At 68.1% G+C, this 22,489-nt stretch carries 16 protein-coding genes; 11 read left to right on the plus strand and 5 right to left on the minus strand.

Annotated features, from left to right (window positions below):
- Positions 1-45: 45 nt before the first annotated feature.
- Positions 46-2,472, plus strand: a complete 2,427-nt coding sequence (locus IT361_19110) for a tetratricopeptide repeat protein (protein MCC6319789.1) — start codon at positions 46-48, stop codon at positions 2,470-2,472.
- Here the strand turns inward: IT361_19110 and IT361_19115 are convergent.
- Positions 2,372-2,869, minus strand: coding sequence for a hypothetical protein (locus IT361_19115; GenBank protein ID MCC6319790.1), 498 nt, complete (start codon positions 2,867-2,869; stop codon positions 2,372-2,374). The genes IT361_19110 and IT361_19115 overlap by 101 nt on opposite strands.
- Before the next feature lie 123 nt (positions 2,870-2,992).
- Here IT361_19115 and IT361_19120 point away from each other — a divergent pair, with 123 nt between their 5' ends.
- On the plus strand, positions 2,993-5,812 hold the full coding sequence (locus IT361_19120) for a TonB-dependent receptor (GenBank protein MCC6319791.1): 2,820 nt from the start codon (positions 2,993-2,995) through the stop codon (positions 5,810-5,812).
- A 107-nt stretch (positions 5,813-5,919) separates the two neighbouring features.
- Positions 5,920-6,702, plus strand: coding sequence for a hypothetical protein (locus tag IT361_19125; protein MCC6319792.1), 783 nt, complete (start codon positions 5,920-5,922; stop codon positions 6,700-6,702).
- Positions 6,703-6,853: 151 nt separating this feature from the next.
- Here the strand turns inward: IT361_19125 and IT361_19130 are convergent, their stop codons facing one another.
- The 3 genes from IT361_19130 to xrt form a co-directional block, all read right to left on the minus strand.
- Positions 6,854-7,552, minus strand: coding sequence for a hypothetical protein (locus IT361_19130; GenBank protein ID MCC6319793.1), 699 nt, complete (start codon positions 7,550-7,552; stop codon positions 6,854-6,856).
- Positions 7,553-7,827: 275 nt separating this feature from the next.
- Positions 7,828-8,505, minus strand: coding sequence for an EpsI family protein (gene epsI, locus IT361_19135; protein MCC6319794.1), 678 nt, complete (start codon positions 8,503-8,505; stop codon positions 7,828-7,830).
- Positions 8,498-9,367, minus strand: a complete 870-nt coding sequence (gene xrt, locus IT361_19140) for an exosortase (protein ID MCC6319795.1) — start codon at positions 9,365-9,367, stop codon at positions 8,498-8,500. The genes epsI and xrt overlap by 8 nt, the downstream gene beginning before the upstream one ends.
- Before the next feature lie 216 nt (positions 9,368-9,583).
- On the opposite strand from xrt, the gene IT361_19145 reads away from it, so the two are divergent.
- Positions 9,584-10,777, plus strand: coding sequence for a VanZ family protein (locus IT361_19145; protein ID MCC6319796.1), 1,194 nt, complete (start codon positions 9,584-9,586; stop codon positions 10,775-10,777).
- Here the strand turns inward: IT361_19145 and IT361_19150 are convergent.
- Positions 10,746-11,330, minus strand: coding sequence for a hypothetical protein (locus IT361_19150; GenBank protein MCC6319797.1), 585 nt, complete (start codon positions 11,328-11,330; stop codon positions 10,746-10,748). The two genes, IT361_19145 and IT361_19150, sit on opposite strands and share 32 nt — an antisense overlap.
- A 79-nt stretch (positions 11,331-11,409) precedes the next feature.
- Here IT361_19150 and IT361_19155 point away from each other — a divergent pair, with 79 nt between their 5' ends.
- The 7 genes from IT361_19155 to IT361_19185 all read left to right on the plus strand — a co-directional run bounded on the left by IT361_19155 (position 11,410) and on the right by IT361_19185 (position 21,461).
- On the plus strand, positions 11,410-12,615 hold the full coding sequence (locus IT361_19155; GenBank protein ID MCC6319798.1) for a Gfo/Idh/MocA family oxidoreductase: 1,206 nt from the start codon (positions 11,410-11,412) through the stop codon (positions 12,613-12,615).
- Positions 12,612-14,321 carry a DUF885 family protein gene (locus tag IT361_19160; GenBank protein MCC6319799.1) on the plus strand — a complete coding sequence of 570 codons (1,710 nt, stop codon included), beginning with the start codon at positions 12,612-12,614 and terminating at the stop codon, positions 14,319-14,321. The genes IT361_19155 and IT361_19160 overlap by 4 nt, the downstream gene beginning before the upstream one ends.
- A 73-nt stretch (positions 14,322-14,394) precedes the next feature.
- Positions 14,395-16,062 (plus strand): peptide ABC transporter substrate-binding protein, encoded by a 1,668-nt coding sequence (locus tag IT361_19165; GenBank protein MCC6319800.1) that lies wholly within the window; start codon positions 14,395-14,397, stop codon positions 16,060-16,062.
- Positions 16,059-17,003, plus strand: a complete 945-nt coding sequence (locus tag IT361_19170) for an ABC transporter permease (GenBank protein ID MCC6319801.1) — start codon at positions 16,059-16,061, stop codon at positions 17,001-17,003. Before IT361_19165 ends, IT361_19170 begins: the two co-directional genes overlap by 4 nt.
- Positions 17,004-17,023: 20 nt before the next feature.
- Positions 17,024-17,854, plus strand: coding sequence for an ABC transporter permease (locus tag IT361_19175; protein MCC6319802.1), 831 nt, complete (start codon positions 17,024-17,026; stop codon positions 17,852-17,854).
- A gap of 125 nt (positions 17,855-17,979) precedes the next feature.
- A complete protein-coding gene (locus tag IT361_19180) occupies positions 17,980-19,464 on the plus strand; it encodes an AMP-binding protein (GenBank protein MCC6319803.1) in 1,485 nt (494 codons plus the stop codon).
- A 1,010-nt stretch (positions 19,465-20,474) separates the two neighbouring features.
- A complete protein-coding gene (locus IT361_19185) occupies positions 20,475-21,461 on the plus strand; it encodes an integron integrase (GenBank protein MCC6319804.1) in 987 nt (328 codons plus the stop codon).
- Positions 21,462-22,489: the final 1,028 nt, after the last annotated feature.

The following is a 22,489-nucleotide window of genomic DNA, read 5'->3' on the forward strand; positions in this document are numbered from 1 at the left end:
AAAGGAGGTCGACGACCGGGGGACGCGTCCGGCGGTCCGCGTCTGGTGCCTGACGAGTCACCGGCAGCGGCGCCTGCCTCGGCCCGCCTGACGAGAGGGCGACTGTGGGCAGCGCTCGGCGTCGTGGCCGCGATGACCGTGGCCGCCACGCTCACCGTGCTGCGCACCTCGCGCGACGCGCCGGACTCCGGTGTCGAGACGCCGCTCCCGCCGCCGCGGGTGGCATTCGAGGCGGCTGACGTTTCTGCGTCGGACTTTCTTGGATCCGAGGCCTGCGCCTCGTGCCATCGCGCGGCGTACGACACCTGGCGGGGCTCTACGCACGCGGCCGCGGGCGGTGCTCCGGGATCCGTGCGGCTGCTGAAAGCCTTCGACGGCACGCCGATGCGCTTTCGCGATGGCGTGGTGGTCCCCGAGCGGCGCGGCAACACGTGGCAGTTCGTCGTGCGACAGGAGGGTCGCCCCGAGCGGACGTATCGCGTGGACGGCGTGGTGGGAGGTGGCCATATGCAGGGCGGTGGCACGCAGGGATTCGTGTCGCGACTCGCCGACGGCACGCTGCGCTTCTTGCCGTTCGATTTCATTCGACGCGAAGCGACGTGGTTCTGCAATACCGGATCCCGCGCCAACCGCGGATGGGTGCCGATCACGCCCGATCTGCGCCTCGCCGACTGCGGGGACTGGCCGCCACAGCGCGTTTTGGGCGACGAACTGCGGTTCACCAACTGCCAGTCGTGCCACGGGAGCCAGATCGAAGTTTCGGTGGACTCGGCGGCGCGTACGTACCGGACGCGGTATGCGTCGCTGGGTATCGACTGCGAATCGTGCCACGGACCCGGACGGCGACACGTGGCGCTGGTGGGCGATCCGGCCGCGGTAGCACGGGGCGAGATCGGGATGACGCCGCTCGCCACGCTCGCCAAGGACGCGTCGTTAGGCACGTGTTTCCAGTGCCACGCCCTCAAGGACCAGCTCCGGCCGGGCTACCGCGCCGGACGATCGCTCACCGCCTACTACTCATTGCAGCTGCCACAGCTGGGCGACGCCGCGCACTTACCGGACGGACGCGTCCGGACGTTCGCCTATCAGGAGGGCCACCTCTTCAGCGATTGCTACGTGAACGGCGGCATGACCTGCACGAGCTGTCACGACCCGCATTCCCAGGGGTATCGCGACGTGCAGGGACGCCCGCTCGTGGGCCGCTTCGACGACCGCCAGTGCACGTCGTGTCATGCCAGCAAGGCCACGCAGGTCTCGCTGCATACCAACCACCCGGCAGACTCGCCCGGGAGTCGCTGCGTGGCCTGCCACATGCCGTACCTGCAGGAACCCGAGGTGGGCACGGCCTTGCAGTACGCGCGGTCGGACCACGCCATCCCGATCCCGAGACCGCTGGCCGATTCGGCGCTGGGCGTTCGCAGCGCGTGCCGCTCGTGTCACGCCGATCGCTCCGAGGCGGCGCTCGACCAACAGGTCCGGTCGTGGTACCGCGAGCTCAAGCCGATCGCCCCGACCATCGCCTCGGTGCTCGAGGGCCGCGAGACGACCGACGCCGCGCGCGCCGCCACCACCCTGCTCCTGCCGGACGCCCCGCATACCGCCGCGCAGTTCGTCGGTCTCGCGCTGTTCACCGAACGCTTCCTCACCCCAAACATCCCGCTGCAGGGCACGCCATCGGAGCGCCTGCGCCGGCTCGCCGCCGATCGCGACCTTGATGTACGCGCGGTGGCGCTGGCCGCGCTGCACTACACGGGTGGCGCACGAGCACGCGGCTTTCTGGCCACGCAGCTCGGCGACCAGGGCTCCGACGAGCCGCTCGTGCGGAGCCGGTGGGCCACGACGCTGGGGTTTCTCGCCGATCGCCAGCGCGAGGCCGGGGATCCGGTGGCGGCCGTGACCACCTACCAGAAAGCCCTCGAGATCGAGCCGCGCAATCCCCGCATCCACCTCAACCATGGGCTCGCGCTCGCAAACGCGGGCCGACTCCCTGAGGCAATCGCGGCCTACGACCGGAGCCTGACGCTCGATGCCGCGCAGCCGCTGGCCTGGGTGAACATGGGCATTGCACGGGCCGCGAGCGGCGATGCGCCGGGCGCCGTACGCGCGTACGAGCGCGCGCTCGCCATCAACGCGCGCGAGCCGCTGGCCCACTTCAATCTCGGCAACCTGCGCCTCGAGTCTGGTCAACTGGACGCCGCCTCCGCGTCGTACCGCGCGGCGCTCGCCGCCGACCCATCGCTCGCGCTCGCCCGTTTCTACCTTGCGCGCATTCTCGCTCAGCGGGGCGACCTGCGCGGCGCGCTTGCTGAAGTCGATGCCGGCCTCGAATTCGATCCCACCAACGCGGAGGCGCAGGCCGCGAGGGCGCAGCTTACCGCGATGATCGCCGGCGTCGGACGGCCGGCGGCTTCTTCGGTACCGCCGACGCCTCGCGCAGGGAGCGTAGCAGCACGCGCACCTCGGTCGTCGTGAGCGTCGCGCGGACCCCCGAGACCACGTCGTCCGCCATGAACAGTCGATAGACCCGCTGCCGGTCCGCGCCGCGGCCCGCTGGTGAAAGACTCATGGCGCCGGCGCTCGTCCCCGGCTCCTCCACGCGCAGGGTCCATGTCGTGTCGCGCCGCGCGCGCGTACTCGTCAGGCGGCGCGTGAGTGAATCGACGAATCGACGCACGTCGGTCCCCCGGAACGCCGCCGACGCCGAGCCGGAGTCCCCCGACGCACCCAGCAGGACATCGGTGCCGCTGGTGCGGACTTCGAACGCCACGTCCCCGAAAAGGCCGCGCCACACGAGTCGACCGCCCTGCGCGTAAACAAGTGAAGGCGCGGCGACCGTGAGCACCACCAGGCTGGCGAGGAGTCGGAACATCAGGCGAAAGTGGGGCCTCTCTCGACATTGTGGAAGTCGCGTTCGCCCCGTTTGCCGACTAGCCGGACGGCAGGTGCCGCATATCTTCGGATCACCGTTCGCTTACCCCCTCGAGAGGTGCAGATGCAAGCACAACGATTGTGGCGATTCGTGCTGGCCACCGTGACGGTGTGTGCAGCCCCGGCGCTCCAGGCGCAGCAGGTGGGCAGCATCACCGGAAGGGTTACCAGTTCGGAAGGATCGTTGCCGGTAAATGGCGGCCGCATCCAGGCGATCGCGAGCAGCGGTCAGGCCGCAGCCTCGGTCCTGACGCGAGAGGACGGCACCTACCGCATCGTCAATCTCGCCCCCGGGACGTACATCGTGCGCGCCGGAGGCATCGGATACATCCAGCAGGACATTCCCAACGTGACCGTCACGGCCGGTGGGACGGTCACGCAGGACATCTCGCTCACCCCAGCGGCCACGCGGCTCAATGCGGTCGTGACGACCGCGACGCGCGGCGCCGAGCCGGAGAAGATCCTCGAATCGCCCAACTCGATCTCCGTGGTGAGCGCCGAACGTATCGCCGAGCGACCGGCGGTGACGGCGACGGACCACCTGAAGTCGTCGCCGGGCCTCGCCATTTCCACGGGCGGCATCGCACAATCGAACGTCGTCTCGCGCGGATTCAACAACGCGTTTTCCACGACGATGCTGATGTTGCAGGACTATCGGTTTGCCGGGGTCCCGTCGCTTCGCGTCAACGTGCCGTTCCTGTTCACGGGCACCGGGGACGACATCGACCGCATCGAAGTGCTGCAGGGACCGGCGGCCGCGCTCTACGGGCCAAACTCCGGCAACGGAGTCCTGCACATCATCACGAAGTCCCCGTTCGCCTCGCAAGGCACCACGGTGACCGTGGACGGTGGCGAGCGATCGCTCCTGCGCGCCGGCCTGCGCAACGCGGGCGCCACGGGCGACGGCAAGTGGGGCTACAAGATCGCGGGCGAATACTTCACGGCAAAGGATTTCGAGTACCGGGATCCGAACGAACCCGCCACCTATTCGCTGACCGACACGCGGGTCCCCCAGTCGCGCCGCGGCGATGCCGTCTCGCGCAACTTCGATCTGCAACGCACCTCCGGCGAAGCCCGCCTCGACTTCCGCCCCAACGAAGACACCGAGATCATCTCCTCGGCCGGCTACTCGAAGATCGGGCGCGGCATGGAGATCACCACCACGTTCGGCGCCGCGCAGGTGCGAGACTGGAGCTACCTCAGCCTGCAGGAGCGCTTCCGGCACAAGAAGTTTTTTGCGCAGCTCTTCTACAACAACTCCAACTCGGGCAACGACAGCCCACAGGACGACGCCGGGACGTATTACCTGCGCACCGGCATTCCGGTGGTTGACCGTTCGAGCGTACTCGTCGGCCAGTTGCAGCAGGGCCTCGAGTTCGGTCGCACGCGCGTGGTACTTGGCGGCGACTACATCGCCACACGCCCGAAGACCGAAGGGTCGATCAACGGCCGCAACGACGACAACGACGACATCAACGAATACGGCGCCTACATCCAGACGACGACGGAGCTGGCACCCAAGCTGGACCTGCTCGCCGCGATCCGTGGCGACGTGAACTCCCGCATCGAAGGCTCGCAGTGGTCACCGCGCGCCGCCCTGATCTTCAAGGCGACACCGACGCAGAACCTCCGCGTCACCTACAACCGCGCGTTCAACTCGCCCGCCTCGTTCGCCTTCTTCCTCGATCAGTACTCCGGCCAGACGCCAGCGCCCGGGCTGCCCGTGCAGATCATGGGCAACCCGCCAAAGATGGGGTGGCAGTTCAACCGCTCGTGCAACGGACTGTGCATGCGCTCTCCGTATGCGCAGGGCGTGCAGGCGGCGAGCGCCACCGCGGCCTACCCAGGCTTCATTCAAGCGCTGCCGAACATCGTGCGCGGCCTGCCCGTTTCGCAGTTTGGCCAGGCTGGTGAAGCCGGCCGCCAGCAGCTCCTCGGACTGCTCACGCAGCTCGGTCCCATCCTCAACGCGCTCCGACCGACGCCGACCGACATCGGCTCGGTGCTGCTCGACCTCAATACGCGTCGCCCGCTCACCAGCGCGCCCACGGACTACGCGCCGCTCGGTGCGAACTTCTCGACCACCTGGGAAGTCGGCTACAAGGGGCTCTTCAATGAACGCTTCCGCCTGGCGACCGACCTGTGGTTCTCACGCCGACCGGCGGACCCCACCACGCAGATCCTCAACCCTGGCGTCCTGTTCAATCCGCAGCAACTGGGCGCGTTCCTCGGGGGCCGCATCGCGCAGGCGCTGATTGCCCAGGGTATGCCCGCACAGCAGGCGCAGGCCACGGCCACGGCGGCCGCCGGCGCCCTCACCCCGTTGATGGCGGCGATTCCCGTCGGCGCCGCGGCGTTCACGAACCCGCTGTACGACCAGTCGTACCTCGTGTTCTCCTACCAGAATGCTGCAGGCTACGTGAACGTGAGCGGCCTCGACGTCGCCGCGGATTTCCTGATCAACGACCGCTGGTCGCTCGAAGGCACCTACTCCTACCTCAGCGACAACGTCTTCCCGGACGCGCCGGGCGCCACGCCCGGCAACCCGCTCGCGGCCAACGCCGCCAACCATCGCGGGAGCGCCGCGCTGCGCTACGCCAACCTGACGAGCGGATTCAGCAGCGAGATTCGCGGACGCTACGCCAACGCATTCCCCGTAAACTCGGGCGTCTTCAATTCCTACGGGGTCGGGACGCCGGTGCGGTATCCCGCAGTGCCGGTGAATGCGTTCCTCGACCTCGGCTTCTCCTGGAAGCTGCCGGTGGCGAGCGAAGTGCGCTGGTCGATCAACGTGACCAACGTGCTCAACAACCAGAAGGCGACCTTTGTCGGCACGCCGAAGATCGGGCGGTTGGCGCTTACGCGATTGCAGTACACGTTCTGACATCAACCCGGGTGGCTGCACGCCACACGATCGATGCCGGGGGGTCGGTCCACGCGGGCCGGCCCCCCGAAGCTTTCCTTCATCGGCTGCCTGACGAGTCCCACGACGTGACCACGCTGCCACGACGCTTTGCGGAGATCCCCGAGCGCGGCGTCCTCGGCCACCGCGGCAACCCCGCACACGCACCGGAGAACACGCTGGTGAGCTTTCGGCAGGCGCTGGACCTGGGCGCGCACGGGCTCGAGTTCGACGTGCGCCTGACGGGTGATGGGAATCTCGTCGTCTTTCATGATGCCGAGCTCCTGCGCACCACGGGAGTGCCCGGGCTCGTGCGGTCCCACACCCTGGCCGAGCTGCGTGGCCTCGACGCCGGCGCGACGTTCACACCCGATGGTGGCCGTTCCTTTCCCTGGCGGGAGCGCGGCGTCGGCATCAACTCGCTCCAGGACGTGCTGGAGGCGCTGCCCGGCGTGCCCCTGCTCGTCGAAATCAAGGAGGAGGAGGCGGCGCCCACGGTGCGACGCATCCTCGAACACGCGAATGCGCACGACCGAGTGCTCGTTGGCGCGTTCCGCCACCGCACCCTGGCCGCGTTTGCCGGAAGTCGCATTGCGCGAACGTGTTCGACGCGCGAGGTGGGGTGGCTCTGGGCAGCGGCGCTCGCCGGCGTGCGGTTTCGTCGCCGGCCCTATGCGGCGCTGAGCGTGCCGGAAACGTACCACGGGGTCCCGCTGCCCCTGGCGGCACTCGCGCGGGCGGTGGAAGCTGCCGAGGTACCGATGTACGTGTGGACGGTCAACGAAGTCGAGGCCGCGCGGCGCTGCTGGGCCCGCGGCGTGCGCGCCGTCCTGAGTGACGACCCCGGTCCCTTACTCGCCTCGCGTCGCTGAACGTCAGAGCGTGGCGATCACGTCCAGAGACACGGCTCGCGTGGCGGAGCATCAGGGCAACGCGATCGTTTTTTTGCTGGATCGGCTTGCGTGGCGGAGCGTCAGGGCAACGCGATCGTTTTTTTGCTGGATCGGCTTGCGTGGCGGAGCGTCAGGGCGAGGCGATGGCGTTGAGCGAGATCGGCTGCAGGTTGCCTGACGAGACCGCGAGCAACTGCGCCCCCTGGCTGCTGCCGAGTGTCCAGCGTGCGGTGACTTCGCCCTGGGCATTCGTCAGGCCGGACTGCGGGGAGATGAGGCCACCACCAGTGATGACCTGAAACGCGACGGCGATGCCCTTCATGGGCGCGTTGTTCGGCCCGACGACGCGGATCACGATCGGGTTCGGCAACGCTGCGGACGGTTTGGCCTGCTGGTTGTTGCCTTGCGCGATGAGGAGGTCGGTCGGGAGGAGGGCGATGGCGTTGATGTTGAGCGGATCCAGCCCGGGCGCTCTCGCGGTCAGCGTCTGATTGGCCTCCCCCGAACCCAGGATCCACTTCGTTCGGGCTTCGCCATTTTCGTCCGACACCACGCTGCCGGGGTTCACGGCCCCGCCGCCCACCACGACCGAAAATCCCACCGCGACGCCTTCGACCGGGCGTCCGGTCTCATCCAGCAATCGCACGACGATCGGGTTGGGCAGCTCCTGACCGCCCTGTATCGACTGCAGGTTGCCCTGCACGAGCACGATCGAGGCCGGCGCGGGCGGGGCCTCTACCGGCTTGCCGCAGGCCACGAGGGCGATGGCCGCACCCATGATCAGGCGCCGGCGAAGCCGCACGAAGGACGAACGGGTTGGATGGGACATGGGGACGTTCGCTGGGCGGGTGAAACGACCGAATGGTCCTCGGGCCCGAACGCTCGGGAGCGAGACTCCGACCATCAGGTGGGAGTATCGGCCGTTCCGAGGCGAGTTTGAGCCCTGCCTCGTGGACCAACTCCTCGCACCCAACGCGCGCCGGAGGTCCCCGTGTATGCTCCCGTGCGGATTTCTGGTCACGCGCGCGCACACCCGCTCAGCGATTGCAGTGCGAGTGCGTACCGCTCACCAGCGCCGCGCGCCCGCCGCGCACGTGGTGGCCGCTATGTGGTGGCCGACCACGGTGGCAGGGCGCGGTTCATCAGGGGCAGCATCTCGCGCGCGACGTCCCGCGCCGTTTGCTCGGCCGCTTCGCGGCGCAGGCGCCAGTCGGTGGCGTCGAACGAACGCGAGGGCGCGATCGGCACCATCACCCGCACCAGCGCTTCCTCGGTCCGGCCGCGGTTCGCGGCGTCACGCAGGAGTTCCCACTTCACCTTGTACTCCGAGTGCGCAACGCGTCCACGCCCCTGGTACCAGTACAGCACCACCGCCTGCATCGGACCGTTGGCGATCACGTATTGATTCACCGTGACCGTGCGACCGTCGAGCGGGAGCGCCGCGGTATCGGACTCCACGACCTGCCAGCCGGCCCCGGGCAGGCAGTTGCGCGGCGAGTGGATCGTCTTTCCCGTCGCCTGGGACTCGTAGTAGCCCACATACACCGAAAAGGCGTTCACCGAATCGCGACGAAAGATGCGGAACATGTAGTCCGACACCCCGGCCACCTGCCGCTCCTCGTTCGTCAGCGGACGCTCTTCGCCGACGACGCCGTTGATCGACGCGGGCAGCTCACGCAGCGGACGGTCGAGCGGCGCAGACTCCTGGCGGCCGGCCCCCCAGGTCAACACGCTGCCGATCGCGAACAGCATCGCGGGGACAAGGTTGCGCCAGTTACGCATGTGGCGCCTCCTTGCCGAGCCAACGGGCTTCGAGCCTGAGGATCCCCCACGTGATGGCGCCAAGGATCGCAAAAGCAACGACGAAAAGCAGCCAGCCCTCGGTCATGTGCGAGAACCCTTCCGCGAGCGCCGGATCGACGAACGCCACCAGAAAGCCCGTGCCAAAAACCCGCACCCCGTTCACCAGCACCGCGACGGGGATCGACAGACACACGATCGCCACGCGCGAAACCGGCGAGCGAAGCACCAGGCCACCGAGCAGGACGCCGAGGCTGAGCAACGCCGTCAGCGAGCGCAGCCCGGAGCAGGCCTCCGTCACGAACAGGTCGTGGCCCGGAAGGCGAATCACGTTGCCGTCCAGGTGAACCGGGATGCCGCGCGTGGAGAGCATCGCGGCGCCCAGCTTGGACGCCTGAAACTGCAGTGGCAGCGCCAGCGAACCGAGCACGATCTCCGGCAGCGGCATGGCCAGCGCCAGCAGCAGCACGGGCAACCACCAGTGCCAGAGCTGTCGAAAGCCCCATCCCCACACCACGACTCCACCGAGCGCCAGCAGCATCGCCGCGCGCGCCACGAAGGCCTCGGCGGCGAGCGCGGAGACATACCTCAGGAGCACCGCGACCACGATCGCGGTGAGTCCCCAGGCCCGCTGTGCTCTGGCGTGCGGACTCAGCCCGGCGCGCCACGCGAGCCATACGGCCAGCGGCGCGAGCAACAGGCCATGGCCAGCATCCGGATCGCTCCACCACGTCGCCGCGGTGTTGGCCATTGGGGCCGCAAACAGGACAACGAACGTCACCCCGATCGCGGCGAGCGCGGCGAGGGGAACGCTGGTGTCCCGAGAAGGTGCGATGCTCGTCATTCCGATGGAAATAAGGCGAAGTGCGACGCGGATTGTCGCTTGCCGTTCACGCGCCCGGCAACAAGAGACGATCAACCGCTGCCGATACTCACGCCCGACTCTCACGCGCGCTCCGTGCCAGCGACTCCGTCCTCCGTGCCCGTACCATCCCCGCTTGCAGGACCATCGCAGGCACTGGACGGGTCGGTGGCGGCCAAGTCGTTCTCCCGCTTGGGCTTGGCGATTCTGGCGTACCTCACGGGCGTGACGCTCATCATCACCCTTCTCCCCTTCCAGTTCGCCTGGCCGCGGGAGTGGCGAGTGATGCTCACGGGCAACGCGGTCGACATCGTCGCCAACGTGCTCATGTTCGTGCCGCTGGGATTCCTCTACCGGCTCGGCACGACCCACCATCGGAGACACAGCGCGCTCCGCGTGCTCTGGATGGGAGCGCTCGTCAGCTCGGCGATCGAGTCGGCCCAGCTCTTCGAGCTGGAGCGATACACCTCTCCGCTCGACGTGGCGACGAATGCGGCCGGCGCCTGGCTCGGCGCGCTGGCCAGCGATCGTGTGGCCTCGCGCCTTCGGGCGGGCGGCGCGATGGTGGCCCGCTTCTCCCTCGAGCTGCCGCTGATGGGCCTCGTTTACCTCCTGATCCCCCTGCTCTGGCTCAACGCGCTCGCCTCGGGCGGCGAAGCGGAACACGCCGGGCTCTCGGTGCTGCTCGCCGTGTTTGGGGCGTCGGTGCTCGGCGGTCTCCAGAAACACCACTTTGGCCCGGATCGCCATGTGTCACCCGCGGCCACGGCCTGTGTCACCATGACCTGGTACGCGGCTGGCAGTTTTCCCCTGCTGCCCACCCACCCGATCGCCGTGGGCGCCGGCGCGATCGTGGCGGGTCTCCTGGCCTGGCGCCGCGGCACGGTGGGCCACCGCGGCCACGCGCTCGAACGGCGCTACGAAGTCCGGGTGCTCCTGAGTGCGGTTCCCGCCTACGCGACGTACCTCGCCTTGCTTGGCGCGGGCCCGCTGCTTGGCGGAGTTGGACCCTGGAGCGTCGGCCTCGGCTTTCCCGGTGTGGCCACCGAATGGACGAAGCTGGAAATCCTGCGGCTGCTCGAGCTCGTCGCCGCATTCACGCTGCTCGGATACATCCAGTGTGAAACCCGAGGACGCAGCGTCGATCGCTACGTCGGAGCGCTACCGCGGCTTGTGGCGTGGACTCTGGTCGCTGTGGCCGCGATCGAGGCACTGCGCGGGCTTGATCACGCCCACGGGGCCAGCGTTGCGCGAGCGGTGTTGCTGTTCGCCTCGAGCCTGTACGGTGGCGGGCTCTACTACCTCCAGCGCGCGCACATCCTGCACCTGCTGGGCGACGCAACCCGCGCCGAGCCCGTCGTCAGCGAGCGAGGCTCACCTGGCGCTCGATGAGTGATCCGCGGCTGGGGGCGGAACACGCCGGCTTCTCGTCAGGCCGTTCAGGATACACGCGCTGAATCTCGACCACCGAATCGTAGCGGTGGTCACCGACGTTGACCGTGTCTTCGACGATGCGCGCGTTCACGGTGAAGTACACCGGTGACAGCGGCATGGAGGCCCTGAAGCGATAGCGCTGGACGATGTGTCCGACGGCCTCGGCCGACATGCGTGTGTAGTGCACGTGCGAGTCACCACACTTGACGAACGACGACTCGTCCGTGCCGCGCACCACGTAGCCCGACATGCGGACGAACGGCGCTTCGTCCTTGGTGAGTCGCGAGGGTCCTTCCCGAAGGCCGGACCGGCCACCCACCTGCTGCGCCTGCATGTCCATGCGCTGCTCGCGCTTGCTCGACGCCGTCTTGGTCCCGGCGCGCTTTGCGGCGACCGCGACCTTGCGGTCCGACTCGGCCTGGGTGCGGGCCTTGTACTCCTCGTCGCTCATGCACGCGGCGAGGGGGACCAGCACGAGGAGCAGGAGGGCAACGGTCCGAAGGTGGCGCATCAGTAAGTGGGTCGGTCCTCGGTTCAAGCTCGTGACCACGCCGACGACGGGCAAGCCCGGCGGCTGGCTGCTCCAGGAGATGACGCGTACATTGGCCGCCGCGGAACGGGGCCGGTGGGCTCCGCCCTCCCTACCCTCTCCCCGCTCCGACGTGCCATTCGTCGATCCTTCCCGCCGGGTGCGCGTTGGCGTGCTCGGCGCTGGCGCCTGGGCGCAGCTCGCCCACATTCCCGGCTACCTGCGCGACCCGCGCTGCGAGGTCGTGGCCATATGCGACCCTCAGCGCCCGATGGCCGAGGCGCTCGCCACGCAGTTCGGCATCCCGGTCGTTGAGTCCGATCATCGGCGGGTGCTCGAGCGCGAAGACATCGACCTTGTCGACGTCTGCACCCCCTCGGCCACGCATTTCGAGCTGGCGTGGTCGGCTCTGGAGGCCGGCAAACACGTGCTGTGCGAGAAGCCCGTGGCGTTCGACTACCGGGAGACGATCCGTGCCGCCGAACTGGCGCGATCGCGCGGCCTCAAGACCAAACTCGGTTTCACGTTCCGGTACGCGCCGGCGATGCGCTACATGAAGGCGCTGATCGACCAGGGCTTCATCGGCACGCCGTTCATCTTCAATGGGTACGAGCAGAACTCGCAGTGGCTCGATCCCATGAATCCGCTTCGACAGGTGGACCCGGACGCTGACCAGTCGGTGATCCAGGTCTCGTCGCTCGAGGGGTACGGAGCGCCGATCATCGACATCGGGGCCTGGGCGGTTGGCGCACCGTACCAGCAGGTCGTCGGGACGATGCGCAACTTCATTCCCGAGCGCATGGTGCGCGCCACGGGCCGGATGATGCGCATGAATATCGACGACGGCGACATTTTCCTGGGCGAGTTCGCGAACGGCGCGCTGGGCAGCATCCAGACCTCGTTCGTCACGGTGGGCAACTACCCCGGGATCGAGGCACGCGTGTACGGCAGCGCGGGCGCCCTCATCTGCCGCCTGGTCGAGGAGTTCGGCGTGTGCGAATCGCTCAAGGCGGCCACACCCGATAGCGTCGAGTTCCGCGAGATCGAGGTGCCACCGGCGTACTACCCCCCCGGTGGCCACAAGGGGGAGACGTGGCGCTCGCTGTTCTATGCCAACCTCATCTCGTCGTTCCTCGGCGAGGTGCAGTCGCCCGGGCCGGAGAACGAAGGCGACTTCATGGATGGAGCGCGCGTGCAGGAAGTCATCAACGGCGTGGAGCAGTCGTTCCGTGAGCGGCGCTGGGTGACACTCCCGCTCGATCGATGACTCTGCGACCCGGCGACGAGGTCGACCGATTCCTGCAGACGTTGTTCACGCTCCGCCCGGTGGACGCGACGTTCATCGGACATCACACGCAGGACCACCGCTATCCGGACTGGTCGCCAGCCGGGCACGAAGCGGCCACCGCGGCGTGGGCGAGTTCGCGTGAGGCCCTCAGGCAGGCGCTGGGCGCACGCACCGACGACGAGGTGCTCGCGACCGGGAACGCGGAAGACATCGACGCGTTGCTGGCGATCTCGCACTGCGACGTTGCCCTCGCGGAGTTGCGCGGTCCTCACGTGACTCGTGGCAATCCATCGTTGGCGTCCGGCGAAGCGGCGTTCGCGATCATTGGACTCCTGACGCGTGACTTCCTTCCCGCGTCGCAGCGGGCGTCGTGGCTGATGCAACGCCTGCGCGGCCTGCCGGGTTTCCTTGCCGGCGCCATGAGCACGCTGCGCGAGGCGCCGGTCCCTGAGGCGTGGCGTCGTCGTGCGTTGCGCGAGGCCGCGGGGCTGTCGCGACTCCTCGAGACCGGTGTTCCGCTCTGGTGCCAGGCGATGGCCCTCGAGGAGCGGACGACGCGCGCGGTCCTGGAGGCGGCGCAGGTCGCCGGCGGCGGCACTCACGCCTTCGCGCATACGCTCGAACAGCTGCGCGGGAGCGGGCAGGAGGTCGCGACCTGCGGAGAAGAGACACTCGGCGTTTTGCTGGCTCGCGGGCACTGGGAATCGCGATCCCTCGACGACCTCTGGTCGGATGTAACGGCGCGGTTCGAGGTCGAACAGGATCGACTGGGGGCGCTGGTGCGTTCGGTTTGTGCTTCGGACGTTTCGGAGGTACAGGCCCGGCTCGCCGCGCGGCATCCGTCGCCTGAGGGCTACTACGAGGCCTTCGCGCGAAGCTGGGACGCGTGCCGGGCCGCGTCGGCGCATCTGGTGACCTGGCCGAACATCCCCGTCTCGTACGTTCCGATCCCGGCGTGGACGCGCATGGCAGCGCCAGACCTGTATTACCTCTTCTACCGCTCGCCGGCCCCGCTCGATGCGTTCCCGCAACCGTTCGAGTACGTCGTCACGCCGATCGATGGGCTCGATCCGGCCGCGGTCGATCGACACCTTCGGGCGTGCAACGACTCCGTCATCAAGCTGAACCACGTCGTGCACCACGGCGCTCTCGGGCACCACGTCCAGAACTGGTATGCCGCGCGCGCGCCTTACCGGATCGGGCGCATTGCCGCCGCGGACTGCGCGAGCCGGATTGCGATGCTGCAGGGCGGCACGAAGGCTGAAGGGTGGGCGTGTTATGCAACGGACCTGATGGATGAAGCGGGCTTTCTGACAGCCGATGAGCGGGTGGCCGAGCAACACACGCGCGTGCGCATGCTGGCGCGAGCCCTGGTGGACATCGAGCTTCACACCAGCCGGACGACGTTCGAGAATGCGGTTCGGTGTTACGCCGAGACGGTGGGCATGTCGGGCGAAGCGGCGCGTGCCGAGGTGGTGAAGAACTCGATGTTTCCGGGCACGGCGATGATGTATTGGCTCGGCACGCAGGGCATCCACGACCTGCGCGCGGTGGAAGCAGCGCGCGCGGGGGCGGCATTTTCGCTGGCGGGGTTCCATGATCGTTTGCTGGGGCACGGGTCGATTCCGGTCGCGGTGTCGGGCCGTCTCATGCAGCGGGGGTCAGGGCGGAATGCGGGTTTCTGATTCGAATGGGGACAGCGCGATGGTGACAAACGTTCGGAAAGGACGCATCGTGAAGTCGGGGGGGGCCCCCCGCGTGCTTCGCGCAGCCCACGCGCGCTGGCGCCCTGCCCTTCGTCGGGCAGCACGCACGCTCGCCCTGCTCAGTCCGTTCCTCCTGGGCAGCTGCGGCGGTGAGGGCAGAACGCGCGGTGCCGCCGCCTCCAACGCGCTGCTCGTGGTCGGGTACGATCGCGAACCCGACACGCTCAATCGCTTCAGCACGCATATCCTCGAAGACGTCCAGACCTGCGTCATCGAGGGCCTCGTCACCAACGACGAGCACATGAACATCGTCCCCGTGCTCGCGGCCTCGATCCCCACGCTCGAGAACGGCGGGGTCGTCATGCGCCCGGACGGCGGCATGGACGTCACGTGGAAGCTCAGGCCCGGCGTGCGTTGGCACGACGGCGTCCCCTTCACCTCGGCGGACGTCAAGTTCACCGTCGACGCCATCAACTCGCCGGACTACAACCCCGAGAGCACCGACGGATTCGATCGCATCAGCTCCGTCGACACTCCCGACTCGCTCACCGCGATCGTGCACTATCGGGAGCCCTACGCGCCCTATCAGTTGCAGTTCGTGCGCGGCGCGCTCCCCAGGCACGTGCTGGAAGGCAAGGACATCGATCGGGCCACCGAATACAACCGTGCGCCCCTGGGCACCGGACCCTATCGCGTCGCCGAGTGGAAGACGGGCGAATACATCCTGCTCGAGCGCGTCCCGAACTACTGGCGCGGGAGCGCGTTCCCGAAGATCGAGCGCATCCAGTTCAAGTTCATCCCGAACACGACGACCCGCGTGAACCAGCTCGCGAGCGGCGAGGCTCATGTGGTGGCGCTCGTGCCGTGGGACAAGTATCGCGAACTCGCGACCATCCCCGGACTCACCGTGCACCGGATGCCGGGGAACTCGTACGAACACATCACGCTCAACCAGCGTCAGGTGCCCGCGTTCCGCGATGTGCGCGTGCGCCGCGCACTCACACACGCGATCGACCGCGAGCTGATCGCAAGGACGATCCTCGACTCGCTGGCCCCGGTGGTCCACGGCGCCATCCAGCCCGTTTCCTGGGCCTTCACCGACAGCGTGCAGCACTACCCGTTCGACCCGGCCCGGGCCCGCACGCTCCTCGACTCCGCCGGGTGGACCGACGCTGATGGAGATGGCATCCGCGAGCGCGAAGGCGTGCGACTCGGGTTCACGCTCCTCACGCAGGCGGGCTTTGCGATCCGCGAGAGCGTCTCGCAGGCCGTGCAGCGGATGCTGCGGGACGTCGGAGCGGACGTGAAGATTCAGCTGGTCGACGGGACGGCGATCTCGTCGCTCTGGTTCGAGGGCAAGTTCGACGCGATGCTGCATTGGTGGCACATGCCGGCCGATCCGGAGATCACGCTGTTCTTCGCGTCCGATCGCACCCCGCCCGCCGGGCGCAACATCAACTACGTCGCCGACAGCACGCTCGACCGGCTCATGTACGCCAGCGATCGCGAGATCGACCAGGCAAGGCGGCGGGCGATCCTCGTGCGCGTCCAGCAGCGTCTCGCCGAGCTGGCGCCGGAGATCCCGCTGTACAACGTGACGCGACTCGACGGCGTTCCCGCGGCGCTGCGCAACTTCAAGGGCAACCCGACCAACACCGGCGTGTTCTGGAACGTGTGGGAGTGGGACGTGGGCACAGGTCCGACGGCGCCGCAGGGATGAGCGCCGCGCTGCGTCGCCTGCTGCAGGCGATCCCGCTGCTCCTGCTCATCTCCGTGCTGGTCTTTTCGCTCCTGCACGCGGCGCCGGGCGGGCCGCTCGCCATCTACCTGGAGAACCCGAACGTCCGCCCGGCCGACATCGAGCGACTCCGACGTTCGTTAGGCCTGGATCAGCCACTACCCGTCCAGTATTTGCGATGGCTCGCCGGATTCGTCACCGGCGACTGGGGCTTCTCCTTCACTGACGGGCGCCCCGTGACGCAGCGCCTCCTGGAACGGCTTCCGGCCACGCTCGAACTGGTGGCCGCCTCGCTCGTGCTTGCCCTCTTGGCCGCCGTACCGGCCGGGGTGCTCGCCGCCGTGCGCCGAGGCCGCCTCGTTGACCGCGCGATCTCCACGCTCACCATCGCCGGGATCTCCCTCCCCGCGTTCTGGTTCGGCCTGCTGCTGCAGCTCGTCTTTGCGGTTTGGCTCGGCTGGCTCCCGTCGAGCGGTCGCTCATCACTGCTCGGCAGCGGGCTGGGCGATCGCCTCGCGCACCTCGCCCTCCCAGCCGCCGTGCTCGCGATCCTCCACGCCGCCGCCTGGACCCGATACCTGAGATCGGCGATGGGCAGTGTCATCGCGCAGCGGTTCATCCTCGCCGCGCGCGGGCGCGGTATTCGCGAGCGAACCATCCGGTACCGTCACGCGCTCCGAAACGCGCTGCTGCCCTTCCTTACCATCGTCCTCCTCGATGCCGCGATCATGATCTCGGGCGCGGTGGTCACCGAAAGCGTGTTCGCATGGCCGGGCCTCGGTGGCCTCTTTACCGAGGCGCTCGCTCGGCGCGACTACACCGTGCTGATGGCGTTCCTCATGCTCTCCTCCGTCGGCGTGATCGTGCTCAACCTCGTGGCGGACCTTTCGTATCGCTGGCTGGATCCCCGGGTGCGCGCATGAGCGCCACAGCAGCTGCGCGCATGAGCGACACAGCGGGTGCGCGCGTGAGCGCCACAGCGGGCACGTCGTCCAATCGCGCGGCATGGGGTCTCGTACTGGCGCTCGTCGCCGTTGCCGCCATCGCGCCCGTCGTAGCTCCCTTTGCTCCCGACGCGGTCGACCTTGCGCTCCGTCGACAAGGCCCGTCCGCGACACACTGGTTCGGCACCGACGACCTGGGGCGTGACGTGCTCACCCGCGTGCTGCACGGTGCGCGCGTGTCCATCGCCATCGGACTGCTCGCGGCCGGGCTGTCAGTCGCGTTAGGCACCGCCATCGGGCTGCTGGCCGGGTTCTTCCGCGGCTGGGTGGACACGCTCCTCATGCGCACCACCGACGCGATGCTGTCGGTTCCGCGGCTGCCCCTGCTCATGATCGTCGCCGCGATCCTGCAGCCCTCGATTCCGCTCCTCATCATCCTCGTGGCCGCCGTGGGCTGGATGGAGACCTCTCGCGTCGTGCGCGCCGAGGCGCTCGCGCTGTCTGGCCGGGGGTTCGTGGAGGCAGCGCACGCGCTCGGACTGTCCCGCCCGCACGTCCTCCTGCGTCACCTGCTGCCGAACGTCGGGCCCACCGTCATCGTCTCGGCTACGCTCGCCGTCGGCCGCTCGATCCTGCTCGAGAGCGCGCTGTCGTTCTTCGGCGTCGGCGTACAGCCACCCGCGGCGAGCTGGGGCAACATGCTCTATCAGGCGCAGTCGACCATGACCTCGGAACCATGGCTCGCCCTCTTCCCGGGCCTCGCGATCTTCCTCACGACACTCGCGGTGAACGCCGCCGGTGAACGCCTGTCCACGGTCAGCGTGTCCTGAAGCGGTGCGGACGGCGGCCAAAGCGAAGGACCGATCGACGCGCACGGCAACCCGCTACCGACCGTTCATGCCGCGCACCGAAGGCGTGAGCTGGCGACATCCGATCCGCTGCGTTCAATTGGCGCATGCAGCTCACCGACGCCTTCGATGTCTCGCTTCGTGGCCGGCGCGACGCTGTCGCGCTCGAGGTCGAGCATGCGTCCGCGCTACGCACCTTTACGTTCGGCGACCTTGACGACCGGGCGAACCGCCTGGCGGCCTCGCTCGCGGCGCGGGGCGTAGGGGTCGGGGATCGCGTCGGCATCCACCTCCCCAACCGGCTCGAGTTCATCGATGTCTTTCTCGCGTGCATGCGACTCGGTGCGATCGTCGTGCCGATCAACGTGCTGTACCGCGAACGGGAGCTGACCCACATCGTTCGCGACGCCGAGCCCGTTGCCGTGGTCACGACGCGTGACAGTGCGTCGCTGCTTCCCGCGGGTACCGCGACGTGGTACGCAGAAGACCTCGATGCTGCGGCGTCATCCGGTCCTGTGTCCGCCGTCCGCCGTGCGCTCGATGGTGATGTGCCGGCGGCGCTGGTGTACACCTCCGGCACTACCGGACGCAGCAAGGGCGCCGTGCTCACGCACAACAACTTTCTCGCCAACGGCGCCAACCTGCTGGCCTGCTGGCGCATCACCGCCGAGGACCGCTATCTCGCCACGCTTCCGCTGTTTCACGTACACGGACTCGGGAACGGAGTGATCTCGTGGCTCATGAGCGGATGCCGGATGCGGCTCGCGGAGCGGTTCGAAGCCGCCCGGGCGGCCGCGTTGTTCCGCGAGTACACCCCGACATTGTTCTTCGGCGTGCCCACGATGTATGTACGACTGCTCGAGCTGGACCCTGCCGACGCACAAGCCATCGGCGCCGGCATGCGCCTGTTTGTGTGCGGCTCCGCTCCGCTCGCGGCCAGCGTGCTGGATGCGTTCCGCGAGCGCTTCGGCCACGTGATCCTCGAGCGCTACGGCATGAGCGAGACCCTGATGAACTGCGGGAATCCGTATGCGGGCGAGCGCCGCCCGGGTTCGGTGGGCTTTCCGTTCCCCGGCGTGTCTGCGCGCATCGTCGATACCGAGGGTCGCGACGTGCCCGCTGACACCCCCGGCCAGTTGCTGGTGCGCGGGCCCAGCGTGTGCGCGGGCTACTGGCGACGCCCTGACGCCGATGCCCAGGCCTTCGCGGGCGGTTGGTTCCACACGGGCGACCTCGCGGAACGCAGCGCCGACGGATACTACACGCTGCGCGGTCGGATGTCGGACCTCATCATCTCGGGCGGATTCAACATCTATCCCAGGGAGATCGAGGAGATGCTCGTCGAGCAACCGGGCATCCGCGAGGCCGCCGTGGTCGGTGTGCCCGATGCCGCGCGCGGCGAGATCCCGGTGGCGTTCCTCGTCGCAGACGCTGGCCTCGATCTCCGCGCGCTCGAAGCCAGCTGCCGTGCGCAGTTTGCGTCATTCAAGGTCCCGCGCGCGTTCGTGAGCGTCGACACCCTGCCCCGAAATGCGTTAGGCAAGGTGGTGAAGCACACTCTGCAGGAGCGGTGGTCCCTCGGGTCGACCTGACCACTGTGGACGGAGCAGAGCAGCCTCCAGCGCCGTCCTCTGTGGACTTGTAGAGCCCGCTCCCCATCAGCATCCCGCTGGCCGGCGTGCGCCCGGGCCAGGTGATCACGGTGCGGACGTCGGTCAGCGACGGCGCATCGAACACCGTCCTGGGATCTACACCAGCTGGTATCGACACAAGCACGTCATGCCGCTCGAAGCGCACGCGCTGCCGCTCGGTCAGACTTGGGCTCTTCCTCGGCGATGGCTTACCTCCCATCGGGCGACGGCCCGATGTTTCCAGGTCGGTGAAGCAGCTCACGCGCGGCGTGGCATGACCGGAACTCGACCTGCTGGTGTCGACCTGCCTCGCTGCCTGGTCGAGTCCCTTCGGCGTTCGGTATGGGGTGTCGCGTTTCTCACTGGCGTGTGCCTGGCGGCTCATGCCCCGAGCGTCCTCAATGGACCGTCGCGGTTGAGGCACGCGGAACCGTCCCATCGTTGCTGACTGCCGGGCAAGCCCGGGGGCTCACGTGTTTGGCTATGGCTCTCGTGCTTGGCCAGGGTGCTCGTGGGTCGGCTGGGGCGCTCTTGGCAGGGACGCTCGTTCGCGCTGCCGTGGGCTGGGGACTGTTGTTCTGCTTCCGTAGATCAACCACGACGGCTGGACGGGACTGCGCGACTCCGGGCGATGATCCCTCAGTCGTGGCCCTGCGGGTCTCTGTTGGCGGAGCGCCGAGCGGCGGCGTAGGTCGGTTCGGCATTGCTTCTGCGCGGCCGTTGCGTCTGGATGAACAGGCTGCTGACGGTAGCGGGTAGGGTCGGCGTCGACGCAAGGCGAAGTACCGCGGTTCAGAGCGCCGGTGAGCTGCGGCGAGCCAGTGCAGACTGACGCGCGGTCCGGTTGGTGGCCCGCCGCGATGGCGTGGAGGTAGCGCCGGACGGTGACAGTGGAGGACAGTGCGTGAATTTGATCCGGTGCAGGCGGAAACGGTGCGGCCAGTGGCTGGCGAAGCGTTTTGCGTTCGCGGATGACCGAGGGCACCCGAAGGCCGGAGAAGCTGCTGACGACCGTGCGTCGGCTGATGCGCGCGCGACATCTCAGCCTGCGTACCGAGCAGGCATACCTGTCCTGGATTCGTCGTTTCATCAGATATCACGACCTGCGGCACCCACGAGACATGGGAAGTGCGGACGTCGTCCGGTACCTGACCTATCTCGCCAACGAGCAGCGGGTCTCGCGTGCCACCCAGGCGCAGGCCATGAGCGCTCTGCTGTTCCTGTACCGAGAGGTGCTGGGAACGGCGATCGAGGACGTGCGGCAGGTGGTGCGGGCGCGTGCACCCGGGCGGCTTCCCGTCGTGCTGTCCCGCGCGGAAGTGCGGCGCATCCTGGACGAGTTGAGCGGCGACGTACGGCTCGTTGCGCTCCTGTTGTACGGCGCCGGCCTTCGGCTGGCGGAGTCCCTGTCGCTGCGCGTGAAGGACGTGGACTTCGATCGGCGTGAGCTCACCGTGCGTCGCGGGAAGGGTGGGAAGGACCGCGTGACCATGCTTCCAGCGGCCGCGCGCGAGTTGTTGAGGCGTCACCTGGAGCGGGTGAAGGCCTTGCACGGTCGCGACTTGAGGGCCGGCAGCGGGCACGTCGTGCTGCCCGAGGCGCTCGAGCGCAAGGCCCCTGGCTGGTCGAGCGATTTCGCCTGGCAGTGGGTCTTCCCTGCCTCGCGCCAGTACGTGGAGTCCACGAGCGGGGCGCGTCGCCGGCATCACCTTCACGAGACCGTCGTACAGCGCGCCTTTCGTCGCGCGGTCCTGGCGTCCGGCGTCAGCAAGCGCGCGACCTGTCATTCGCTGCGCCATTCGTTCGCCACGCACCTGCTGGAGGACGGCTACGACATCCGCACGGTGCAAGAACTGCTGGGACACAGCGACGTGAGCACGACCATGATCTACACGCACGTCCTGAACCGCGGCGGACTGGGTGTTCGGAGCCCGCTGGACTCGCAGGCTAACGATTAGGGGCTTCTGGCACTCCGCGTTGCGGGGTTGCGGGCGGGGCGGTAGACTCGGGGCAGCCGAAAAGGAAGTTAGGTTGCCATGGAGAGGTGCGAATCATGAGTGATCCTCACAGCGACGCCGACGAGGCGCCGTTGCCCGACGAGTTGGCTCAGCGTCTCTTGGCCCGCGTCGTCGAGCTAGACGCTCACGGCCGTCCCACTACTTCGGTCGCCCGCCTCCGCGATGTCACGCGAGATCTGGGAATCCCGGATGAGACGTTCGATCGCGCGCTTCGAGAACTGATGGCGCAGCAGTCCGCGACCCTCCGACGGTCCCATGCAGACCCGTCATCGACTGCGACAGGAGGCTGGTGGCGCCGTCTGCTGCGCCCGGCGCGTGGCCGGACCGTTGCCGAGGAGGTGTTGGTGAACGTGGGCGTCGCTGCGGGGTTCTTTGGGGCACTCGGCTTTGCGTCCCGGCTTGCGCGACTTGTGGGCGGAGAGTGGCCGCTGCATGCTAGTCTGTTCGTTATCGTCAATATCGCGGCCGTGGCGCTGGCACGCCGGTATCGTGCGCGACCCGTGATGTATGTCTTGGCAGTGACGGCGGTATCCCAGGCTGTCGAGTATGCGATGCACCTAACGTTTGGCATTCGGGCAGTCCAGGGCGGACCGACCCATTGGGCTGTGATGCTCGCCGCCGCTGTGGCCATGTGCCTTGCGCCGATTCTGCGGGGACAGCCTACGTCGCTCGCGTCTCCCGAGAGTGCTCCCGACCCTAAGGCGCGCGAAGACGCAGACGGCCGCTCATGGTGGGCTGTAAGAGCCGCCGCGAGGGCAACCTAACTGGCGTTGGAGCAGACGGGCGAGCTAATGTATGCGCGCTGCGCGCGCTCGGTTGGAGTCGCCCGCAGCTCAACTTGAACGTTCAGGGTGTAGGAAAAGCCTCTTTTGGTCGACGTTGCGACGGACCATCACGCGGGTCAGCGACGCGGAGTGGGAGCGAAGGCGTCGTGAGGTCTCTGGCCGTTCGCTTGGACGATGCCCGAG

Source organism: Gemmatimonadaceae bacterium (genome assembly GCA_020846935.1).
Lineage (GTDB): Bacteria > Gemmatimonadota > Gemmatimonadetes > Gemmatimonadales > Gemmatimonadaceae > RBC101.